The sequence below is a fragment of the Vogesella aquatica genome, from assembly GCF_028548455.1.
In the GTDB taxonomy this organism is placed as follows: domain Bacteria; phylum Pseudomonadota; class Gammaproteobacteria; order Burkholderiales; family Chromobacteriaceae; genus Vogesella; species Vogesella aquatica.
In genome coordinates this window covers 41,524-60,578 of sequence record NZ_JAQQLF010000008.1, presented here as the reverse complement: position 1 = coordinate 60,578, position 19,055 = coordinate 41,524, and the positions used below count along the sequence as shown (strand labels likewise).

16 protein-coding genes are annotated in these 19,055 nt (G+C 61.5%); 13 read left to right on the top strand and 3 right to left on the bottom strand.

Annotated features, from left to right (window positions below; genetic code table 11):
- Window positions 1-211: 211 nt before the first annotated feature.
- Window positions 212-1,333 carry a beta-ketoacyl-ACP synthase III gene (locus PQU95_RS07525; RefSeq protein WP_272751412.1) on the top strand — a complete coding sequence of 374 codons (1,122 nt, stop codon included), beginning with the start codon at window positions 212-214 and terminating at the stop codon, window positions 1,331-1,333.
- Window positions 1,334-1,377: 44 nt separating this feature from the next.
- On the opposite strand, the gene PQU95_RS07520 is transcribed toward PQU95_RS07525, so the two are convergent.
- Complete coding sequence (locus PQU95_RS07520; RefSeq protein ID WP_272751411.1) at window positions 1,378-2,304, bottom strand: LysR substrate-binding domain-containing protein; 927 nt, start codon at window positions 2,302-2,304, stop codon at window positions 1,378-1,380.
- A 417-nt stretch (window positions 2,305-2,721) separates the two neighbouring features.
- Between PQU95_RS07520 and PQU95_RS07515 the strand changes: the two genes are divergently transcribed.
- The 7 genes from PQU95_RS07515 to PQU95_RS07485 all read left to right on the top strand — a co-directional run bounded on the left by PQU95_RS07515 (window position 2,722) and on the right by PQU95_RS07485 (window position 10,226).
- On the top strand, window positions 2,722-4,314 hold the full coding sequence (locus PQU95_RS07515) for an ABC transporter substrate-binding protein (protein WP_272751409.1): 1,593 nt from the start codon (window positions 2,722-2,724) through the stop codon (window positions 4,312-4,314).
- A 323-nt stretch (window positions 4,315-4,637) separates the two neighbouring features.
- Complete coding sequence (locus PQU95_RS07510; RefSeq protein ID WP_272751408.1) at window positions 4,638-5,666, top strand: ABC transporter permease subunit; 1,029 nt, start codon at window positions 4,638-4,640, stop codon at window positions 5,664-5,666.
- A gap of 12 nt (window positions 5,667-5,678) precedes the next feature.
- Window positions 5,679-6,602 carry an ABC transporter permease subunit gene (locus PQU95_RS07505; protein WP_017508204.1) on the top strand — a complete coding sequence of 308 codons (924 nt, stop codon included), beginning with the start codon at window positions 5,679-5,681 and terminating at the stop codon, window positions 6,600-6,602.
- Between the two features lie 9 nt (window positions 6,603-6,611).
- Window positions 6,612-7,586, top strand: coding sequence for an ABC transporter ATP-binding protein (locus tag PQU95_RS07500; RefSeq protein ID WP_272751407.1), 975 nt, complete (start codon window positions 6,612-6,614; stop codon window positions 7,584-7,586).
- Window positions 7,583-8,557, top strand: a complete 975-nt coding sequence (locus PQU95_RS07495; protein WP_272751406.1) for a peptide ABC transporter ATP-binding protein — start codon at window positions 7,583-7,585, stop codon at window positions 8,555-8,557. The genes PQU95_RS07500 and PQU95_RS07495 overlap by 4 nt, the downstream gene beginning before the upstream one ends.
- 114 nt (window positions 8,558-8,671) lie before the next feature.
- Window positions 8,672-9,199 carry a pantetheine-phosphate adenylyltransferase gene (gene coaD, locus PQU95_RS07490; RefSeq protein ID WP_026107826.1) on the top strand — a complete coding sequence of 176 codons (528 nt, stop codon included), beginning with the start codon at window positions 8,672-8,674 and terminating at the stop codon, window positions 9,197-9,199.
- A 79-nt stretch (window positions 9,200-9,278) separates the two neighbouring features.
- Complete coding sequence (locus PQU95_RS07485) at window positions 9,279-10,226, top strand: class I SAM-dependent methyltransferase (RefSeq protein WP_272751405.1); 948 nt, start codon at window positions 9,279-9,281, stop codon at window positions 10,224-10,226.
- Between the two features lie 159 nt (window positions 10,227-10,385).
- Here PQU95_RS07485 and PQU95_RS07480 read toward each other — a convergent pair whose 3' ends face one another.
- Entirely contained in the window at window positions 10,386-10,874 is a 489-nt protein-coding gene (locus PQU95_RS07480) for a GNAT family N-acetyltransferase (RefSeq protein ID WP_373321381.1), read from the bottom strand.
- A 351-nt stretch (window positions 10,875-11,225) separates the two neighbouring features.
- Between PQU95_RS07480 and trxA the strand changes: the two genes are divergently transcribed.
- The 5 genes from trxA (at window position 11,226) to PQU95_RS07455 (ending at window position 17,903) form a co-directional block, all read left to right on the top strand.
- Window positions 11,226-11,588 (top strand): thioredoxin, encoded by a 363-nt coding sequence (gene trxA / locus PQU95_RS07475; protein WP_272751404.1) that lies wholly within the window; start codon window positions 11,226-11,228, stop codon window positions 11,586-11,588.
- Window positions 11,589-11,599: 11 nt separating this feature from the next.
- A complete protein-coding gene (locus PQU95_RS07470; protein ID WP_272751403.1) occupies window positions 11,600-12,130 on the top strand; it encodes a glutathione peroxidase in 531 nt (176 codons plus the stop codon).
- A 199-nt stretch (window positions 12,131-12,329) separates the two neighbouring features.
- Window positions 12,330-13,583, top strand: a complete 1,254-nt coding sequence (locus tag PQU95_RS07465; RefSeq protein WP_272751402.1) for an MltA domain-containing protein — start codon at window positions 12,330-12,332, stop codon at window positions 13,581-13,583.
- Between the two features lie 57 nt (window positions 13,584-13,640).
- A complete protein-coding gene (locus tag PQU95_RS07460) occupies window positions 13,641-14,762 on the top strand; it encodes an efflux RND transporter periplasmic adaptor subunit (RefSeq protein ID WP_272751401.1) in 1,122 nt (373 codons plus the stop codon).
- A 12-nt stretch (window positions 14,763-14,774) separates the two neighbouring features.
- Complete coding sequence (locus PQU95_RS07455) at window positions 14,775-17,903, top strand: efflux RND transporter permease subunit (RefSeq protein WP_272751400.1); 3,129 nt, start codon at window positions 14,775-14,777, stop codon at window positions 17,901-17,903.
- A gap of 147 nt (window positions 17,904-18,050) precedes the next feature.
- On the opposite strand, the gene PQU95_RS07450 is transcribed toward PQU95_RS07455, so the two are convergent.
- Window positions 18,051-18,869 carry a mechanosensitive ion channel family protein gene (locus PQU95_RS07450; protein ID WP_272751399.1) on the bottom strand — a complete coding sequence of 273 codons (819 nt, stop codon included), beginning with the start codon at window positions 18,867-18,869 and terminating at the stop codon, window positions 18,051-18,053.
- Window positions 18,870-19,055 lie beyond the last annotated feature (186 nt).

Sequence of the window (19,055 nt, the reverse complement as noted above, 5' to 3'; positions counted from 1 at the left end):
CAAATAAAGCGGTGGTATGCAGACAGTGGGCCACGCCCACTAAAGAGCTAACGATTTTACCCGTATTTACCTAGTTTGACAGGGTTTTTTGCCAGCATGGCGGCACTGGCTGCAGGTGAAAACCGGCGTGCCAGGTGGCCTTGGTGTATGATTCGCGCAAACACTTGTTTGAATTGCGGGCAGCCGTGCTGCCCAGACAGAAGGAACAGCCATGAATAAAGTGGTGATCAGCGGTACCGGCCTGTTTACCCCGCCGCACGCGGTGAGCAATGAGCAGCTTGTGGTGGCTTTTAATAGCTACGTTGCCGCATTCAATAAAGAACACCAGGATGCCATCGCCCGTGGCGAGTTGGCCGCCCTGGCCGAATCCAGCGCCGAGTTCATCGAAAAAGCCTCCGGCATCAAGCAGCGCTTCTTGATGAACGCCAGCGGCGTGCTCGACCCAGCACGCATGGCGCCGCACCTGCCAGAGCGCAGCAACGACGTGCTGTCGGTACAGGCAGAGATGGCCGTGGCCGCTGCTACCGAGGCACTGGCCAATGCCGGCAAGACCGCCGCTGATATTGATATGGTGATCGTGGCCTGCTCCAATATGCAGCGCCCGTACCCGGCAGTGTCCATCGAGGTGCAGCAGGCACTGGGCATCAATGGCTATGCTTTCGATATGAACGTGGCCTGCTCGTCGGCGACTTTCGGCATCCAGACCGCCGTCAACGCCATCGCCGCCGGCCAGGCGCGCGCGGTGCTGATGGTGAACCCGGAAATCTGCTCGGCCCACCTGAACTTCCGCGATCGTGATAGCCACTTCATCTTCGGCGATGCCTGCACCGCCGTGGTGCTGGAAGCGGCCGACACCGCTACTGCGGCCAACGTATTCGATGTGGTGAGCTGCAAGCTGGCCACCGTGTTCTCCAATAACATCCGCAACAACTTCGGCTTCCTGAACCGTTGCGACGAAAGCGGCATCGGCCAGCTGGACAAGCTGTTCGTGCAGCAAGGCCGCAAGGTATTCAAGGAAGTGTGCCCGATGGTAGGCGAGCACATCGTGGCGCACCTGCACGCTAACGGCATCGAGCCACAAGGCGTGAAGCGCTTCTGGCTGCACCAGGCCAACCTGTCGATGAACCAGCTGATCGCCCGCCGCGTGCTGGGCCGCGACGCCGAAGGCAGCGAAGCGCCGGTGATTCTGGACAGCTACGCCAATACCAGCTCGGCCGGTAGCGTGATTGCCCTGCACCTGCACCACGCCGACCTGCAAAGCGGCGATATCGGCGTGCTGTCGTCGTTCGGCGCCGGCTACTCGGTAGGCTCGGTGATCCTGCGCAAGCGTTAAACGTTGGCCGCAAAACGCAAAAAGGCGCCTTATGGCGCCTTTTTCTATTCCTGTGTCAGCGCACGGCCCCATGGCACCAGCGCCGGGTCGTTGACCACCCGCAGGGTAGCCAGGCGGAAGTCCTGCAAAATGGCCGAGCGGCTACCACTGGACGGGTAGGCAATCACGTATTCGTGCTTGGCCGGGGTCAGGAACGGGCGGGTGACCACACCCTGGGTTTCCCAGAAGTCAGAGGCAAAGGGCTCTACGATGGACACGCCAAAGCCGTTGGCCACCATGGCGTAGCGTGTGTGCGAGGTGTGGGTACGAATGTTGTAACGCGGATACACCCCGGCGTGGCCAAAATACTTTTGTTCCTGGTTCTGGCTCAGCGGATAGTTGGGCATCCAGCCAATGACGGTCTCATTGGCCAGGTCCTGCGGGGTGATGAAGTCGCGCTCGGCCAGCGGGTGGCCGGCCGGCAGCGCGCACAGCACGTCGGCTTCCAGCAGCGGCTCTACCTCGATGCCTGCAATGGCGGGAAACGCCAGGCTGATGGCCACGTCGACTTTCAGGTCTTGCAGTTTGACCGTGACTTCGGCATTGCCGACCGTGTCGATGCGCACCGGTACATCCGGCCGCAGCTTGAAAAATTCGTTCAGGATTTGCGGTAGCAGGCTGGTGGACAGTACCGGCATGCAGGCAATGGCCAGGCCTTCGTTTTCCTCGGCGCGGATGGTTTCTGCGGCTTGCCGCAGGCGCTCCAGCCCCAGAAAGTTTTCCTCTACCGCGCGTTGGAAGCGTATGGCGGCGGTGGTGGGCTCCAGCCGGCCTTTGGCACGGTTGAACAGCCGAAAACCCAGGTCGTCTTCCAGATCGGCGATCAGCCGGCTGATGGCGGGCTGGGTGATGTGCATGCGCCGCGCGGCCGCTACCGTGGTACCACAGCTCATCAGGCAACGAAATGCCTCTATCTGTCTAAAACGAATCATTTTTATTTGGGCGGGTGAGGGTTGGCCGCGAATGGCAATAGATGTTCAGCCTATAACAAAATCACATAGAACATCAATTTTCCTCAGTGGATGTGATATCCATGCTGTGAAATACTCAGCCGCGATCGGGCAGGAACACTGTCCGACAGCCTGAGCTGCAGTCTGTCTACACTTGGTGCAACAACACGCTACGTATAAACGTGTTTTGCATCAATAAAGCGCCAAAAACACAACAAGCGCGCTGCCAGTTCCTGGTTTTGTAGTGAAAAATAACAAGCAAGCCTTGTTGGCGTTTTATTGCCTTGCATAATGTATACGCCGGGGGCTAACAATAAACCGGCACGGCGTTTGCATTGTCATGACGTGCGATGCCCAAGCATCACTTCCATCAAAGTAGAAATAGGGAATAGAGAAACCATGCGAGTTGCCAAACATTTGCTGTTTGCCGCCGGCCTGACCGCCGTGGCTACCGCCGCCAACGCTGCCGGCACCCTGATTTACTGCTCCGAAGCCAGCCCGGAAGGCTTTGATTCGGCACAGTACACCGGAGGTTCCACATTTGATGCTGCTGGCCACGCCATGTTCAACCGTCTGGTTGAATTCGAAAAAGGCTCTACCAAGACCATCCCAGGCCTGGCCGAGTCCTGGACCGTGTCTGCCGACGGCAAGGAATACACCTTCAAGCTGCGCAAGGGTGTGAAGTTCCACACTACCGAGTACTTCACGCCTGGCCGTGATTTCACCGCTGACGACGTGGTGTTCAGCTTCAGCCGCATGATTGACAAGAACCACCCGTTCAACAAAGCCTACCCGGTTGAATTCCCGTACGCTTCCGATACCGGCCTGGACGCCAACATCGTGAAGGTAGAGAAAGTTGACGCCAACACCGTCAAATTCACCCTGAAAGACCCGGATGCCGACCTGCTGGCCAAGGTAGCCATGCCGTTTGCGTCCATCCAGTCTGCCGAGTACGCCGACAAGTTGCTGAAAGAAGGCAAAGCTGCCCAGATCAACCAGCAGCCAGTCGGTACCGGCCCGTTCATTCTGGTGCGTTACCAGAAAGACGCCCAGATCCGTTACAAGGCCAACAAGCAGTACTGGAAAAAAGGCGACGTTCAAGTTGATAACCTGATTTTCGCCATCACCACCGACGCCTCGGTACGCGCCCAGAAGCTGAAAGCAGGCGAGTGCCACATCATGTCCTATCCGAAGCCACAAGACCTGGCCGGCATGAAAACCGACCCGGCGCTGAAAGTGACCACCGCCCCAGGCTTCAACATCGGCTACCTGTCGTACAACACCGAGAAGCCACTGTTCAAGAAGCTGGAAGTGCGTCAGGCACTGGACATGGCCATCAACCGCAAAGCCATCATCGATGCGGTATACCAAGGCCAGGGCCAGGAAGCGGCCAACCCGTTCCCGGCTTCGCTGTGGTCGTACAACAACAAGCTGCGTAACCCTGCGGTAGACGTAGCCAAGGCCAAAGCCCTGCTGGCCAAAGCCGGCTACCCGAACGGCTTTGAAATCACCCTGTGGGCCATGCCGGTACAACGCCCGTACAACCCGAATGCCAAGCTGATGGCCGAAATGATCCAGTCCGACTGGGCCAAAATCGGCGTGAAAGCCAAGATCACCACCTACGAGTGGGGCGAGTACCTGAAGCGCATGAAAAACGGCGAGCACGACACCGGCCTGATCGGCTGGACCGGCGACTACGCCAGCCCGGACAACTTCCTGGGCGTGCTGCTGACCTGCGAAGCAGTGGGCGGTTCCAACTACGCGCGTTACTGCAACAAGGACTTCGATGCTGCCGTGCTGAAAGCACGCAAGAGCACCGACCTGAAAGAGCGTACTGCGCTGTACCAGAAAGCCCAGGAGATCTTCAAGAAAGATCTGCCATGGTCCACCATCGCCCACTCGACTGTGAACCAGCCGATGCGCAAAGAAGTGAACGGCTTCAAGATCAGCCCGTTCGGCGACTATTCCTTTGCCGGTGTTAGCGTCAAGTAAGCTGATAAGCGGGGCTTAGGCCCCTGTCAGGACAAGGAGGCTTCGGCCTCCTTGTTTGCTCATTGGCGGGCCGTTTATGCAAACGGAAACTATCGAGCCGGTTAGTTATGGTGGGTTGATCTGTATCAAGGTGGCAAGGGCAGGGCATGGCTAAAGTGCGCTCTGCCGTGGCGGCCTTGTTGCTGGTATAGGTGGGTGGTTCAGTTGCAAGCTGCCCGGCACCCCTCCCTTCTGCTGTTTCCCCTGATAGTTTCCCGTTTGTCTGCGTTTTCTGGCTGTACACGTCGTGCCTCACAAGGGCATGCACGGGAGACTCATTCAACATGTTTTCATTCATTCTGCGCAGGCTGGGTGTACTGATCCCCACCTTCTTCGGCATTACGCTGATTACTTTTGCGCTTATCCGCATGATTCCTGGTGACCCCATCGAAGTCATGGTAGGCGAGCGCACGCTGGACCCGGTCATGCACGCCGCGGCCATGAAGCGCCTGGGCCTGGACCAGCCGCTGTACGTGCAGTACTTCGACTATGTTTCCAAGCTGTTCCATGGTGATCTGGGCGCATCGCTCAAGACACAGGAAAGCGTGTGGAAAGAATTCACCACCCTGTTTCCTGCTACGCTAGAGCTCGCGCTGTGCGCGCTGGTGTTTGCCACCGTCTTTGGCCTGCTGGCCGGTGTGGTAGCCGCCATCAAGCGTGGCTCCATGTTTGACCATGGCGTGATGGGCTTGTCGCTTACCGGCTTTTCCATGCCTATCTTCGTATGGGGCTTGCTGGCGGTGATGTTCTTCTCGGTATTCCTGGGCTGGACCCCGGTATCGGGCCGCATCGACCTGATGTTCGACGTGCAGCCGCAAACCGGCTTCATGCTGATCGACGCATGGCGTGCCCAGCTGGCCGACCCGGATATCAACGCCGGCGCCTTCAAGGACGCCGTGATGCACCTGATTCTGCCGACCGTGGTGCTGGGTACCATCCCGCTGGCCACTATCGCCCGGATGACGCGCTCGTCCATGCTGGAAGTACTGCGCGAAGACTACGTGCGTACCGCCCGTGCCAAAGGCCTGTCGCCGGCCCGCGTGATCTTCATCCATACCCTGCGCAATGCGCTGATTCCGGTACTGACCGTGATCGGCCTGCAAGTGGGCACGCTGATGGGTGGCGCGGTGCTGACCGAAACCATCTTCTCCTGGCCCGGCATCGGCAAATGGCTGATCGAAGCGATTGGCCGCCGCGATTACCCGGTGGTGCAAAACGGCATCCTGATTGTGGCCACGCTGGTGATTCTCACCAACTTCGTCGTCGACATCCTGTACGGCATCGCCAACCCGCGCATCCGTCACGCCAAATAAGCAGGTAGAAACATGGCTAATGTGAATACATCGCCGCAGCTTGCGGCCAACGATGACCCGGCACTGACCTACCCGTCGCCATTCAAGGAGTTCTGGCAAAGCTTCAGCCAGAACAAAGGCGCGGTAGCCGGCCTGGTCTTTATGTCCATCGTGCTGTTCTGTGCACTGTTTGCCGGCCTGATTTCGCCGCACGACCCGCTGGAGCAGTACCGCGACCACCTGCTGACCCCGCCATCGTGGGCGCAGGGTGGCAGCAGCCAGTTCCTGCTGGGTACCGACGAGCTGGGCCGTGACATCATGGCGCGCCTGTTCCACGGCGCGCAGATGTCGCTGCTGATCAGCCTGATCTCGGTATTGCTGTCGCTGGTGCCAGGCGTGATCCTGGGCCTGTTGGCCGCATTTTTCCCCAAAGTGATGGGCGGCCTGATCATGCGCCTGATGGACATCATGATGGCGCTGCCATCGCTGCTGCTGGCCATCGCCATCATGGCCATTCTGGGGCCTGGCCTGGTTAACGCCATGATCGCCATTGCTGTTGTGGGCCTGCCAGGCTATGTACGCCTGACGCGCGCCTCGGCCATGACCGAGCTGAACCGCGACTACGTGACCGCTGCCCGGGTATCCGGTGCCGGCCTGCTGCGCCTGATGTTCGTTACCGTGCTGCCCAACTGCATGGCACCGCTGATCGTGCACGCCACCATGAGCTTCTCTGCTGCCATTCTGGAAATCTCGGCACTGGGCTTTTTGGGCATGGGCGTACAGCCGCCTACCCCGGAGTGGGGCACCATGCTGTCCAGCGCGCGTGATTACATGACCAGCGCCTGGTGGGTAGTGCTGATGCCTGGCCTCACCATTCTGCTGGCCGTGCTGTCGATCAACCTGATGGGTGATGGCCTGCGTGACGCGCTGGACCCGAAAATGAAGCGCGCGGCGTAAGGGGAAATCATGAGTCTGTTGCAAATCAAGAACCTGTCGGTAGAGTTTGGCAATGCGGCCAACCCTTTCCGTGCAGTAGAAGGCCTGGACCTGACCGTCAACCAGGGCGAGATCGTGGGCATCGTCGGCGAGTCCGGCTCGGGCAAGTCGGTGACCATGATGGCCATGATGGGCCTGTTGGAAGGGCAGGGCCGCATCGTGGCCGACCAGCTGGAGTTCGACGGCAAAAACCTGCTCACCATCAGCGCCAGAGAGCGCCGCAAGATCGTGGGCAAAGACATCGCCATGATCTTCCAGGACCCGATGACCTCGCTCAACCCCAGCTACACCGTGGGTTACCAGATCATGGAGGTGCTGAAAGTCCACCAGGGCCTGCGTGGCGCCGAGCTGAAAGCCCGCGCGCTGGAGCTGATGGAGCTGGTAGAAATCCCGGCGCCCAAGAGCCGGCTGGAAGCCTACCCGCACCAGCTGTCCGGCGGTATGAGCCAGCGTGTGATGATTGCCGTGGCACTGGCCTGTAACCCCAAGCTGCTGATCGCCGACGAGCCGACTACCGCGCTGGACGTGACCATCCAGGCCCAGATCATGGACCTGCTGGTGAACCTGCAAAAAGAGCGCAATATGGCGCTGCTGATGATCACCCACGATCTGGCAGTGATCGCCGAGGTAGCGCACCGCGTGGCGGTGATGTACGCCGGCCAGGTAGCCGAGGAAGGCGTGGTGCCGCAGCTGTTCCGCCGGCCGGTACACCCGTACACCCAGGCACTGCTGTCGTCCATCCCCGAGCACAGCAAAGGCGCGCATCGCCTGTCTACGTTGCCCGGCATCGTGCCCGGCCAGTACGACCGCCCCAAAGGCTGCCTGCTGAGCCCGCGCTGCCCGCACGTGCAGCCGCGCTGCCGTGACGAGCGCCCGGCCATTACCCCGCACCAGCACGGCGCCGTGCGTTGCTTCTACCCGCTGTTCGATAAGGAGGCCTCATGAGCCATACCGTCATGCAGGCTCGCGACCTGACCCGTCACTACGAAGTCTCGCAAGGCTTTTTGAAGCCAAAAGCCATGGTCAAGGCGCTGAACGGCGTGTCGTTCGAGCTGAAAGCCGGCAAAACGCTGGCCGTAGTGGGCGAGTCCGGCTGCGGCAAGTCCACGCTGGCACGCCAGCTCACGCTAATCGAAGCGCCTACTGCCGGCTCGCTGGTACTGGAAGGCGTCGATATTGCCAAGGCCAGCAAAGCCGAGCTCAAGGCCCTGCGCAGCAAGGTGCAGATGGTGTTCCAGAACCCGTACGCTTCGCTGAACCCGCGCCAGAAAATCGGCGACCAGCTGGGCGAGCCGCTGCTGATCAACACCAATCTGAGCGCCAAAGAGCGCGAGGAAAAAGTGCGCGCCATGATGAAACGCGTCGGCCTGCGCCCCGAGCACTACTACCGCTACCCGCACATGTTCTCCGGTGGCCAGCGCCAGCGTATCGCCATTGCGCGCGCCATGATGCTGCAGCCGCAAATCGTGGTGGCCGACGAGCCGACCTCGGCGCTGGACGTGTCCATCCAGGCGCAGGTGCTGAACCTGTTCATGGACCTGCAGGACGAGTTCAACACCGCCTACGTGTTCATCTCGCACAACCTGGCGGTGGTGGAGCACGTGGCCGACGACCTGATGGTGATGTACCTGGGCCGTGCGGTAGAAGTAGGTACCAAAGAGGTGATCTACGACAAGCCGCTGCACCCGTACACGCAAGCGCTGCTGTCGGCCACGCCGTCGATTCACGAGGAAGACCGCCGCGTGAAGATCAAGATCCAGGGCGAGTTGCCCAGCCCGCTGAACCCGCCTACCGGCTGCGCTTTCCACAAGCGCTGCCCGTACGCCAGCGCGCAGTGCAGCCAGGACGTACCGCAGCTGCGCACCTTGCTGGGGCGAGAAGTGGCCTGCCATCACGCAGAAACCATCAACGCCTGATAAGGCTGCGTTAAAATGGCGCCGCAGTGGTGAAAACACCGCTGCGGCGCTTTTTTACTGCGGTGCAGCAATAAATGCCTTGTTCCCCCCTGTTCAAGCAGGATACATTCCGCCATGCCTCATACCCACAAAGGAAAGCGTCAATTGAAGCGAGCTGTCTACGCCGGTAGTTTCGACCCGGTCACCAATGGTCATCTATGGATGATCCGCGAAGCCGTTGACCTGTTCGACGAGCTGGTGGTGGCCATCGGGGTGAACCCGGAAAAGCGCTGCACTTTCGATGTGGAAGAGCGCCTGGACATGCTGCGCGCCGTCACGCGCGGCTTTTCCAAGCTGAAGGTGGAAGTATTCGAAAACCAGTTTCTGGTGAACTACGCGCAAAGCATCGACGCCAACTACATCGTGCGTGGCATCCGTACCGCCACCGACTACGAGTACGAGCGCACCATGCGCTACATCAACTCCGACCTGCACGCCGACATCACCACCATTTTCCTGCTGCCACCGCGTGAATATGCCGAGGTATCGTCTACCATGGTAAAAGGCCTGATGGGCCCCGCCGGCTGGGAGCAGATGATTCGCCAGTACGTGCCCGAACCGGTGTACCGCAAGCTGGTGAACTACTATCAGCAGCAAGGCTAGCCTGCGGCCAACCCTGGCCACCCCGCATTCCCCCGCGCCGGATGCCCTCCGGCGCGCTGCATTTCAGAAGAGGTTTTTCATGGTAGACGTATCGGCCTTTGCTGGCCGCCTGGCCAAAAATTACAAGCACTACAGTAAATGGGCGCGCCGTAACGGCCTGGACGCCTGGCGCCTGTACGACCGCGACGTACCGCAGTTCCCGCTGATCATCGACCTGTACGGCGAGCGCATCCACCTGCAGGAGTATCACACCGGCTGGCAGATCGAAGACGCCGACTACCAGGCCTGGATCGCCGCCGTGCAGCAAGCCATCTGCGAGGTCACCGGCGTGCCGCTGTGGCACATTTCACTGAAAACCCGCCGCCGCCAGAAAGGCGAGAGCCAGTACGAAAAAACCGGCCGCGACGGTGAAGACTTCATCGTGGAAGAACAAGGCCAGCGTTTCTGGGTGAACCTGGACGCCTACCTCGATACCGGCCTGTTCCTGGACCACCGCAACACCCGTCGCCGCGTGCGCGAAGAAGCCGCCGGCAAGCGTTTTCTGAACCTGTTTGCCTACACCGGCAGCTTTACCTGCTACGCAGCCAGCGGCGGTGCGGTGTCCAGCGAGACGGTGGACCTGTCCAACACCTACCAGGCCTGGAGCCGCCGCAACTTCGAGCTCAACGGCCTGGACCTGGCCAAGCACGTGCTGGTCCGCGACGACGCCTTCCAGTACCTGGAAGACGCCTGGGTGGCCGGCAAACAGTTCGACCTGATCGTGATGGACCCGCCCAGCTTTTCCAACAGCAAGAAAATGATGGACGAGCTGGACGTACAGCGCGACCAGCTCAAGCTGGTAGACGGTGCCATGCGCCTGCTGGCACCGGACGGCGTGCTGTACTTCAGCAATAACCTGCGCAGCTTCACGCTGGACGAACGCCTGGTAGCCGACTACGCCGTGCGCGACATCAGCGCACAATCGGTGCCGGAAGACTTCCGCAACAAGAAAATCCACCAGTGCTGGCGCATCACCCATCGCGCCTGATGCCCGCCATCAGGCAGGCTATCGGCTCGCCCGGATAAGCCATCGGCGCATCCGGGGGCGTGGTGGGTGGCCAGGTTGGCCGCACCATAAGCGTTGCGGCCAACTGGAGAAGCAGGGGTGGGCTACGTCATGTTACGGCTGGCAGACACGACTAGCGCCTTAGCTCTCCCTGCTCAGCAGCCACTGGATGACATACTCGTTCTCGTCATCCAGACGCGAGCCCACGATGGCGAAGCCGGCCTTTTGCACCACACGGGTAGAGGCGTGATTGTCCGGCGCGACTTCGGCCAGCAGTTCTGTGGCACCCGCCATATAGGCTTTTTGAACCAGTAGCCCTAGCGCTGCTGTGGCCGCGCCCTTGCCCCTGGCGACAGGGGCTATGCCATAGCCTACCTCTACCCGGCCATGCCTTGGTGCGGTTTTGAACCCGCAGGCTCCGACAATCCTGCCATTCAGGTCGTCAACGATGAGAAAAATGGTTACCCAAGGGTTAGGTTGGCCAGCTGCGATAAGTGCCAGTGCTCGTTGGGCGACAAAAGCCGGTGGCATCGAACCTGGCTCGGCTATAGCTGCCACGCTGGCAGGCACACACGAGACAGCTATTGTTTCGATGTCTGTCGCTGAAAGTTCGAGTAGGGAGAATGTCATTTTGTGATGCCAAGTGGGCTAAGCGTAGCCTGATCAGGGCTTACAAAGCCCAATGACCACCGCCTCATTGCCGTGTAAAAGTTGGCCGCATGCAGCCATGGCGTCGTCGCTGGGCGTGTCTGAATAGATCGCGCTGGTCCGCTAGATCGTGCTACTGCCAGTAGACATGTTATGTAGGTACGAAGCTGTACTGCAAGCGTGGCTTTGGCAGTGGGTAGATCATTGCACCGCGCCGCCCGCTATCACCCCGATAAAAAAATACCATCCCGCCGCGCTTGTATTCGGCGCCAAAGGTAGCCATCTTGCAGGCTATGGGCGGCATGCCGCCGTTTAACCGATCAGGAAATACGCATGAGCTACGTTAACCTTACCGCCGATACCTTCAACGACTACGCCGAGCGCGAGGGCATCGTGATGCTGGACTTCTGGGCCGAATGGTGTGGCCCGTGCAAGATGTTCGGCCCGGTGTTCGAGGCCGCTGCCGAAAAGCACCCGGACATCGTGTTTGCCAAAATCGACACCGAGGCCGAGCGCGAGCTGGCCGGGCATTTCCAGATTCGCTCCATCCCCACGCTGATGGCGCTGAAAGACGGCATCGTGGTATTCCACCAGGCTGGCGCCATGATGGCCGGCCAGTTTGACCAGCTGATCCAGGCCATCCGCGACCTGGATATGGACAAAGTGCGCGCCGAGATCTCCGCGCAGCAAGACTGAAAGGCTACACCATGACACCGCGCCTCGCCCTGTTATGCCTGGCGGCACCGTTGGCCGCACTGGCTGCCTGCCCGCCGCTGCTGAACCACCAGGTGCCCGCGCTGATGGGTGGCAAGATCAATCTGTGCGATTACAGTGGCAAGGCCGTGGTGGTGGTGAATACCGCCAGCCAGTGTGGCTTTACCCCACAGTACAAGGGCCTGCAAAGCGTGTGGAAAAGCTACCAGGCCAAGGGCGCGGTCGTGGTGGGCTTCCCCAGCGACGACTTTAACCAGGAGCTGGCCAAGGATGCCGAGGTGGCGCAGTTTTGCGAGAGCAATTATGGCGTGAGCTTCCCCATGGCCAGCCGGGTACACGTGCGCGGCAGCGACGCCCACCCGTTCTACCAGGCGCTGGCCGAAGCCAGTGGCACCACGCCCAAGTGGAACTTCTACAAGTACATCATTTCGGCCGACGGCAAAACCGTTACCGCCTTCAGTTCGCTGACCAAGCCCGACTCGGCAGAGTTTCTCAAGGCGCTGAATGCAGCATTACCGCGTTGAGTCCTGATCATCGCCAGCGCAAGGGCCAGGCAGCAGCCTGGCCCTTGCGCTTTGGTACAGGGCGAAAAGTGCGACAGACTGGCATTTGTCATTTGCCTTTCTGACCAGCGGTTCATTACCATCTGAACTTCGTCGACACAGCCCGGTCTGCTGTCTACTGCCAACCCGCTTACCGACCCTGCTGTCCCATACCCACACCATGCTCAAGCACCTCTTGCCTTTGGCCGCATTGCTGGCCCTGTCTGCCTGTACCACCCTCAGCACCAGCACGCCACCGGCGAGCAGCACCGTGCGCTATGAGGCGGCCAGCTTTGCCGACCTGCCGGACTGGGGCCAGAGCATGGCGTCGCAAAGCCTGGAAGGCTTGCAGCTCAGTTGCCGCAGCCTGCAGGGCAGGGCGGCCTGGAAAACCATCTGTGCCGAGGCCGCCACGCTGGATGCGGCCAACCTGCCGGCCATTACCCGTTTTTACGAGGCCCGCTTTGCCCCGTGGCGCATTGTGGAGCCGGGCAATGGCCTGATTACCGGCTACTTCGAGCCGCTGCTGGCCGGTGGCCATCAGTATTCGGCGCAAACCCCCTATGCCGTGTACGGCGTACCGGCCGACCTGCGCGTGCTGGATGCCAGCGCAGCGCAGTTGGGGGCCGAGGTGCTGGTGGCCCGCCAGGGCACTGGCAACCGCCTGCAGGTGGTGCCTGGCAAAACGCGCGCCGACGCGGGTGAAGTGCTGGTGTACCCGAAAGACTTTGTGGTGGATAGCCGCACGCGCGCGCTGAAAGGCCGCATCGACAATGGCCGCCTGCTGCCGTATTACACCCGTGCCCAGATCAATGCCGGCAAAGGCATCAACACCGCGCCGGTGCTGGCCTGGGCCGAGGACGATACCGAGCTGTTCTTCCTGCAGGTACAGGGCTCCGGCCGCATCCAGCTGGAAGACGGCAGCTATGTGCGCGCCGGCTATGCCGAGCAAAACGGCCATGGTTACAAGTCCATCGGCCGCTGGCTGGTGGATAACGGCCAGATGAAGCTGTCCGACGTGTCCATGCAGAGCATCAAGGAATGGATTGCGGCCAACCCAGCGCGCAAGCAGGAGCTGTTCAATGCCAACCCCAGCTACGTGTTTTTCAAAACGCTGCCCGCCGATAACAACGGCCCGCTAGGCGCCATGGGCGTGCCGCTGCTGGGCGGTTACAGCGTGGCCGTGGACCCGCGCTATATCCCGCTGGGCGCGCCGGTATACCTGTCTACCACCTGGCCGCTGGATGGTGCGCCCCGGCCACTGAACCGTCTGGTGCACGCGCAGGATACCGGCGGTGCCATCCGTGGTGGTGTGCGTGCCGACTTTTTCTTTGGCTTTGGCACCGAAGCCGGCCTGTACGCCGGGCGCATGAAACAAAGTGGCCGCTTGTGGCTGCTGCTGCCGCGCGGTATGCAGCCTGCGGCCCACCTCTGATTTCCCCGATCAAACCGGCTCCGCCGCGCAGGCGGGGCTGCCTTGAAGGACTGTGTAATGCATAGCTACAGACTACGCCCCCTGGCCGCCATGCTGCTGCTTGGCCTGGCTGTCATGGGCACTGCCTGCAATAAAAGCGATACCGATGCAGCCAAGGCCGCCAGCGCGGCGGCAGCCAGTACGCCAGCCCGTGCACTGTCGCCTGCCGACTTGCTGGTGACGGTGGTAGCACCGGTGGCCGAGCAGCTACCCTTTACCGCCACGCTGAACCCGCTAAACAGCGCCGAGGTGGCCGCGCAGAGCGAAGGCACCGTGCTGGCCGTGCTGGTACGCGAGGGTGAAACGGTACAGAAAGGCCAGCTGCTGGCGCGCATCGACGCCGAAGCGCTGCGCCAGAGCGTGCTGGAAATGCAGGCACAGCTGGCCAACGACGAAGCACGGCTGAAGCTGGCCCGCCTCAAGCGCGACAAGCAGCGCGAGCTATACCAGCAGGGCTTTATCTCCAAGCTGGCATTCGATGAAATCGACAACGACTACCAGATCCGCGTGGGCGAGTTGGCCGCACGCCGCAGCCAGCTGGCGCGGGCCAAAACCAGCCTGGGTGAAACCGAAGTGCGCGCGCCGATGGCGGGCATCGTGTATGCCCGGCGCACCCAGCCTGGCGAGCAGGCCAGCAAGAACCAGAAGCTGTTTGCCATTGCCGACCTGTCGGTGCTGGAGGCTGCGGCCAACATGCCGGCGCGGGACATCGGCAAGCTCAAGCCCGGCCAGGCTGCCCGCTTTACCGTAGAAGGGCTGGCCGGCGAATTCCGTGGCGAGCTGGTACGCATCAACCCGGTAGCGGCCACGGCTACGCGGACGTTCAGTGTTTATGTGCGTGTGGCCAACCAGGATGGCCGCCTGAAAGCCGGCCAGTTTGCCAAGGGCGGCATCGTGCAGCGCGAGGTGCTGGACGCCGTGCGCCTGCCGCAAGCGGCCGTACAGCAGGCCGACAGCGCCAGCCCGTGGGTGATGCTGGTACAAGGCGGGCGGCTGGTCAAACAGCCGGTGCGCATTGTGCTGCGCTCGGATAGCGAGCGTGTGCTGGCGGTGCAAGGCGTGGCTGCCGGGCAGACCATCCTGGCGGCGGCGCTACTGGGCGTGAAGCCCGGCGACGCCGTGACTCTGCCCAAACCTTAAGGAGACACGGCCATGTGGCTGACACGCGTCAGTGTACAAAACCCCTACTTTGCCGCCGTGCTGATGTTGCTGCTCACGGTGCTGGGCCTGTTTGCCTGGCGCAACCTGCCGGTAGAGGAGTTCCCCGATATCCGCTTCCCTGTGGCGGTAGTGTCTACCACCTACCAGGGCGCCTCGCCCGAGGTAGTGGAAAGCGATGTGACCCGCCCTATCGAAGAAGCGGTCAATACCATCAACGGCGTCAAGCACATCCGTTCGTATTCGTTTGAGGGCAGCTCGGTAGTGGTGGTGGAGTTCGAGCTGTCTACCGACGCGGTACAGGGCTTGCAAGAGGTGCGCGACAAGGTGGGCGCGGTGCAGGGCAGCCTGCGGCGCGAGGTGGATACCCCCACCATTTCGCAGATGAACCCCAACGACGACCCGCTGATGTCCTACACGCTCAGCTCGGCACAGAGCAGCCAGCGCGACCTGTCTACCTGGGCTGAGAACGTGCTGAAAAAGCGCCTGCAAACGGTAGCGGGTGTGGGCGAGGTGAAGATTGTCGGCGGCAGCAAGCGCGAGGTGCGCGTGCAGCTGGACCCGTACCGGCTGGAGGCGCTGGGCTTGTCGGTCAGCGAGGTGTCGGACGCCATTGCTGCGGCCAACCGTGACTACCCGGCCGGCCAGGTCAGCACGCAGAACAACGAGCTGTCGGTGCGGGTGGCTGGCAAACTCAAGACCATGGAAGACTTCCGTGCCCTGGTGATTGCCAGCCGCGAAGGCCGTGACATACGCTTGGCCGATGTGGCCCAGGTAGACGATGCCGAGGCCGAGCGCAACAGCGTGACGCTGATCGATGGCAAACCTGGCGTAGGCCTGGATATCCGCGCTGCACGCGGTGCCAATGTGGTGAGCGTGGCCGACGGCGTGAAACGCATTGTGGCCGAATACCAGCCGCAGGCGCCGGCAGGCACCAGCGTGCGCCTGACCTACGACAAGTCGGAAGAGGTCAAAGGCTCGCTGCACGAAGTAGAAAAAACCCTGTTGGAAGGCGCCGCGCTGACGGTGCTGATTGTGTTCCTGTTTCTGGGTAGCTGGCGCAGCACGGTGATTACCGGCCTGACGCTGCCGATTTCCATGATCGGCACCCTGTTTGCCATCCAGGCCATGGGCTTCACCCTGAACATGATGACGCTGATGGCGCTGTCGCTATCGGTGGGCCTGCTGATCGACGACGCCATCGTGGTACGCGAAAACATCGTGCGCCACGCCAACCTGGGCAAGAGCCACTTTCAGGCCGCGCTGGACGGCACCAACGAGATCGGCCTGGCGGTGCTGGCCACCACGCTCACCATTGTAGCGGTGTTCCTGCCGGTGGGCTTCATGGGCGGCATCATCGGCAAGTTCTTCCACCAGTTTGGTCTGGCGGTGACTGTGGCGGTGCTGATCTCGCTGCTGGTGTCGTTTACGCTGGACCCGATGCTGTCGTCCATCTGGCACGACCCGCATCGCCACGGCGACAAGCACAAGGGGCCGGTTGGCCGCATGCTGGACTGGTTCGAAGCCTCGCTGGACCGCCTGGGCGAGCGCTACGTGGCGGTGATCCGCTGGTCGCTGGCGCACCGTAAAACCGTGGTGGCCAGTGCACTGGCCATGACCGTGGGCAGCTTCATGCTGGTGCCGGTTATCGGTGGCGAATTCATGCCGGCGGCGGACAAGGGCGAGTTCCGCCTCACCTTCAAGACCGCCGCCGGTTCGACGCTGGAGTACACCGAAGGCAAGGCACGCGAGGTAGAGCAGCGCATCCGCGCCGCCTTGCCCGAAGTGAAGTCTATCGATAGCAAGATCGGTGGCGGCAGCTTTGGCGCGGGGCGTAACGAAGCCCGCTTGTCGGTGGACGTAGGCGACAAACAGCACCGCCAGCGTGATTTGTTCGCACTGATGGCCGCCGCGCGCAGTGCCGCGCTGCCGGTAGCGGGCATACAGCTGGATTCGGTGGAAGAAACCGGCCAGCACGGGCCACCGGGCAAACCGGTGAACCTGGGGGTGCGCGGTAGCGACCTGCAAAGCCTGCAGCGTGCCACCGCCGACATCATGGCCGCCATCAAGCAGGTGAAGGGCGTCAGTGATGTGGAGTCCAGCCTGAGCGATGCCGACCCGGCGCTGAACGTACAGCTGCACCGCGACGCGGCCGCCACCCTGGGCGTGGATCTGGCGCGGGTAGGCAATACACTGTCGGTGCTGCTGGGTGGCAGCACGGCGACCACCTGGGAAGCGCCGGACGGTGAAAACTACAGTGTACGGCTGCAGGTGCCGCGTGAAGCGCGTGCTACCGAGCTGCTGGATGTGCTGATGGTGCCGGGGCGGCGTGCCGACAGTGGCGAGGCGCAGATGGTGCCACTATCGCAGGTAGCCAGCATTGTACCGGCTACCAGCCCGCGCCAGATCGAGCGTACCGACCTGATGCGCGAAATCAGCGTGACAGCCAATATCAGCGGCCGCAGTTCGGGCGAAGTATTTGCCGATGTCGACAAGGCGCTCAAGGCGGTGAAGCTGCCGGCTGGCGTGGTGCTGTCGCAGCAGGGCGAGCGCCAGGACATGCAGGAATCGCTGGGCTACGCGGTGCAGGCGCTGGCCATGGGGGTGATCTTCATCTACATGATCCTGGCGGCGCAGTTCCGCAGCTTCACCTTGCCCATCACCATCATGGTGGCGCTGCCGCTGGCCTTTGTCGGTGTGTTTGTGGCGCTGCTGTTGTTTGGCTCCACGCTGAACATGTTCTCGGTGATCGGCATCATCATGCTGATGGGCCTGGCGTCGAAGAACGGCATTTTGCTGGTGGACTTCATCAACCAGAGCCGGCGCGAGGGCATGTCGCGGCTGGACGCCATCGTAGAGGCAGGCCGCGTGCGGCTGCGCCCCATCATGATGACCAGCCTGGCCATGATCTTCGGCATGCTGCCGCTGGCGCTGGCCAGCGGGGCGGGCTCGGAAACGCAGCGCCCGATGGCGCACGCCATTATCGGCGGCATGATCACGTCTACCGTGCTGACGCTGATTGTGGTGCCGGTGGTGTACACCTATATGGATGGCCTGCGTAGCCGCATCCGCCGCCTGCTGGCACGGCTGAGCGGGCAGAAGGTTGCCCAGGCGCACGACTAGCCTGCCAGGTGCTGGCACCGTGGCCAAAACGACACCCCCCGCAGGCATTGCCTGCGGGGGGTGTCTTGTTCAGCGAGCCAGGGTTTGTCAATCCGGGCGCACCCGCCGGGCAGCCGCCGCAGCGCTCCCGGCAGGTGTACTGCACGCTTACTGCTTGACGTACACCAGCTGTGCCGGCATCGGGGCCGGGAAGTCCTGGCCACCCAGCGCTTCGCGTATGGTTTTGTTGGTGTCGAAATACACTTGCCAGTAGTGGTCGTTATGGCAGTAGGGGCGTACCGCCAGCACCGGGCCTACCAGGTTGAACTCCAGGATTTCCACCTCTATCGCCGGGCTTGCCAGGACATTGGGGATGGTAGCGATGTGCGCCTTGAGTACTGCGACGGCGGCGGGGAAGTCGGCATTGCCGGACAGCTGTGCCTTGAGCTCGACACGGCGGTGCGGGTTGCTACTGTAGTTTTGCAGGGTGTCGCCCAGGATCTTGCTGTTACCCACCATGGTCAGCACATTGTCCGGCGTATTCAGCGCCGTGGTGAACAGGCCGATCTCGCGCACGGTGCCGGTGACACCGCCGGCGGTGACAAAGTCACCTGCCTTCATCGGACGCAGCACGATCAGGAACACCCCGGCGGCAAAGTTGGACAGCAGGCCGGACCACGCCATGCCGATGGCGACGCCGGCAGCAGCAAACAGCGCGGCAAAGGTCGTGGTCTGGATACCGAAATAACCCAGGATACCCACTACCAGCATGATGTTGAGGGTGACGTTGATGACGGTGCCCATGTAGCGCATGATGGTCGCGTCGACATGCTGACGCGCCAGTGCACGTTGCACCAGGTTACCGACCACGCCGATCAGCCAGCGCCCCAGTACCCAGAACAGGATGGCGGCCAGCAGTTTGACGCCCACATCAATGGCGTAGGTGCCAAGTATCTGTTGCCATTGCGAAAAGTCGGTCTGATTCATGTGCTATTCCTTTAAAGTCTATTTGATAGAATTGACAGCTGTTCCAGTTAAGCACACCGGATGAGACCCTACAAGCGCATTACTGATGGCAATAAATCCTGCGTCCTGCGCTACCGGCGTTTTGTCCACAATGGCGCGACTTATGTCAAAGCACGGGGCGAGGCGGTCGCGGTATAATGCGGCCAA

Excerpts from the sequence above, each read along its gene's own strand:
- PQU95_RS07525 (WP_272751412.1), top strand. The coding sequence starts at position 212 with ATGAATAAAGTGGTGATCAGCGGTACCGGCCTGTTTACCCCGCCGCAC.
- PQU95_RS07520 (WP_272751411.1), bottom strand. The coding sequence starts at position 2,304 with ATGATTCGTTTTAGACAGATAGAGGCATTTCGTTGCCTGATGAGCTGT.
- PQU95_RS07515 (WP_272751409.1), top strand. The coding sequence starts at position 2,722 with ATGCGAGTTGCCAAACATTTGCTGTTTGCCGCCGGCCTGACCGCCGTG.
- PQU95_RS07510 (WP_272751408.1), top strand. The coding sequence starts at position 4,638 with ATGTTTTCATTCATTCTGCGCAGGCTGGGTGTACTGATCCCCACCTTC.
- PQU95_RS07505 (WP_017508204.1), top strand. The coding sequence starts at position 5,679 with ATGGCTAATGTGAATACATCGCCGCAGCTTGCGGCCAACGATGACCCG.
- PQU95_RS07500 (WP_272751407.1), top strand. The coding sequence starts at position 6,612 with ATGAGTCTGTTGCAAATCAAGAACCTGTCGGTAGAGTTTGGCAATGCG.
- PQU95_RS07495 (WP_272751406.1), top strand. The coding sequence starts at position 7,583 with ATGAGCCATACCGTCATGCAGGCTCGCGACCTGACCCGTCACTACGAA.
- coaD (WP_026107826.1), top strand. The coding sequence starts at position 8,672 with ATGCCTCATACCCACAAAGGAAAGCGTCAATTGAAGCGAGCTGTCTAC.
- PQU95_RS07485 (WP_272751405.1), top strand. The coding sequence starts at position 9,279 with ATGGTAGACGTATCGGCCTTTGCTGGCCGCCTGGCCAAAAATTACAAG.
- PQU95_RS07480 (WP_373321381.1), bottom strand. The coding sequence starts at position 10,874 with ATGACATTCTCCCTACTCGAACTTTCAGCGACAGACATCGAAACAATA.
- trxA (WP_272751404.1), top strand. The coding sequence starts at position 11,226 with ATGAGCTACGTTAACCTTACCGCCGATACCTTCAACGACTACGCCGAG.
- PQU95_RS07470 (WP_272751403.1), top strand. The coding sequence starts at position 11,600 with ATGACACCGCGCCTCGCCCTGTTATGCCTGGCGGCACCGTTGGCCGCA.
- PQU95_RS07465 (WP_272751402.1), top strand. The coding sequence starts at position 12,330 with ATGCTCAAGCACCTCTTGCCTTTGGCCGCATTGCTGGCCCTGTCTGCC.
- PQU95_RS07460 (WP_272751401.1), top strand. The coding sequence starts at position 13,641 with ATGCATAGCTACAGACTACGCCCCCTGGCCGCCATGCTGCTGCTTGGC.
- PQU95_RS07455 (WP_272751400.1), top strand. The coding sequence starts at position 14,775 with ATGTGGCTGACACGCGTCAGTGTACAAAACCCCTACTTTGCCGCCGTG.
- PQU95_RS07450 (WP_272751399.1), bottom strand. The coding sequence starts at position 18,869 with ATGAATCAGACCGACTTTTCGCAATGGCAACAGATACTTGGCACCTAC.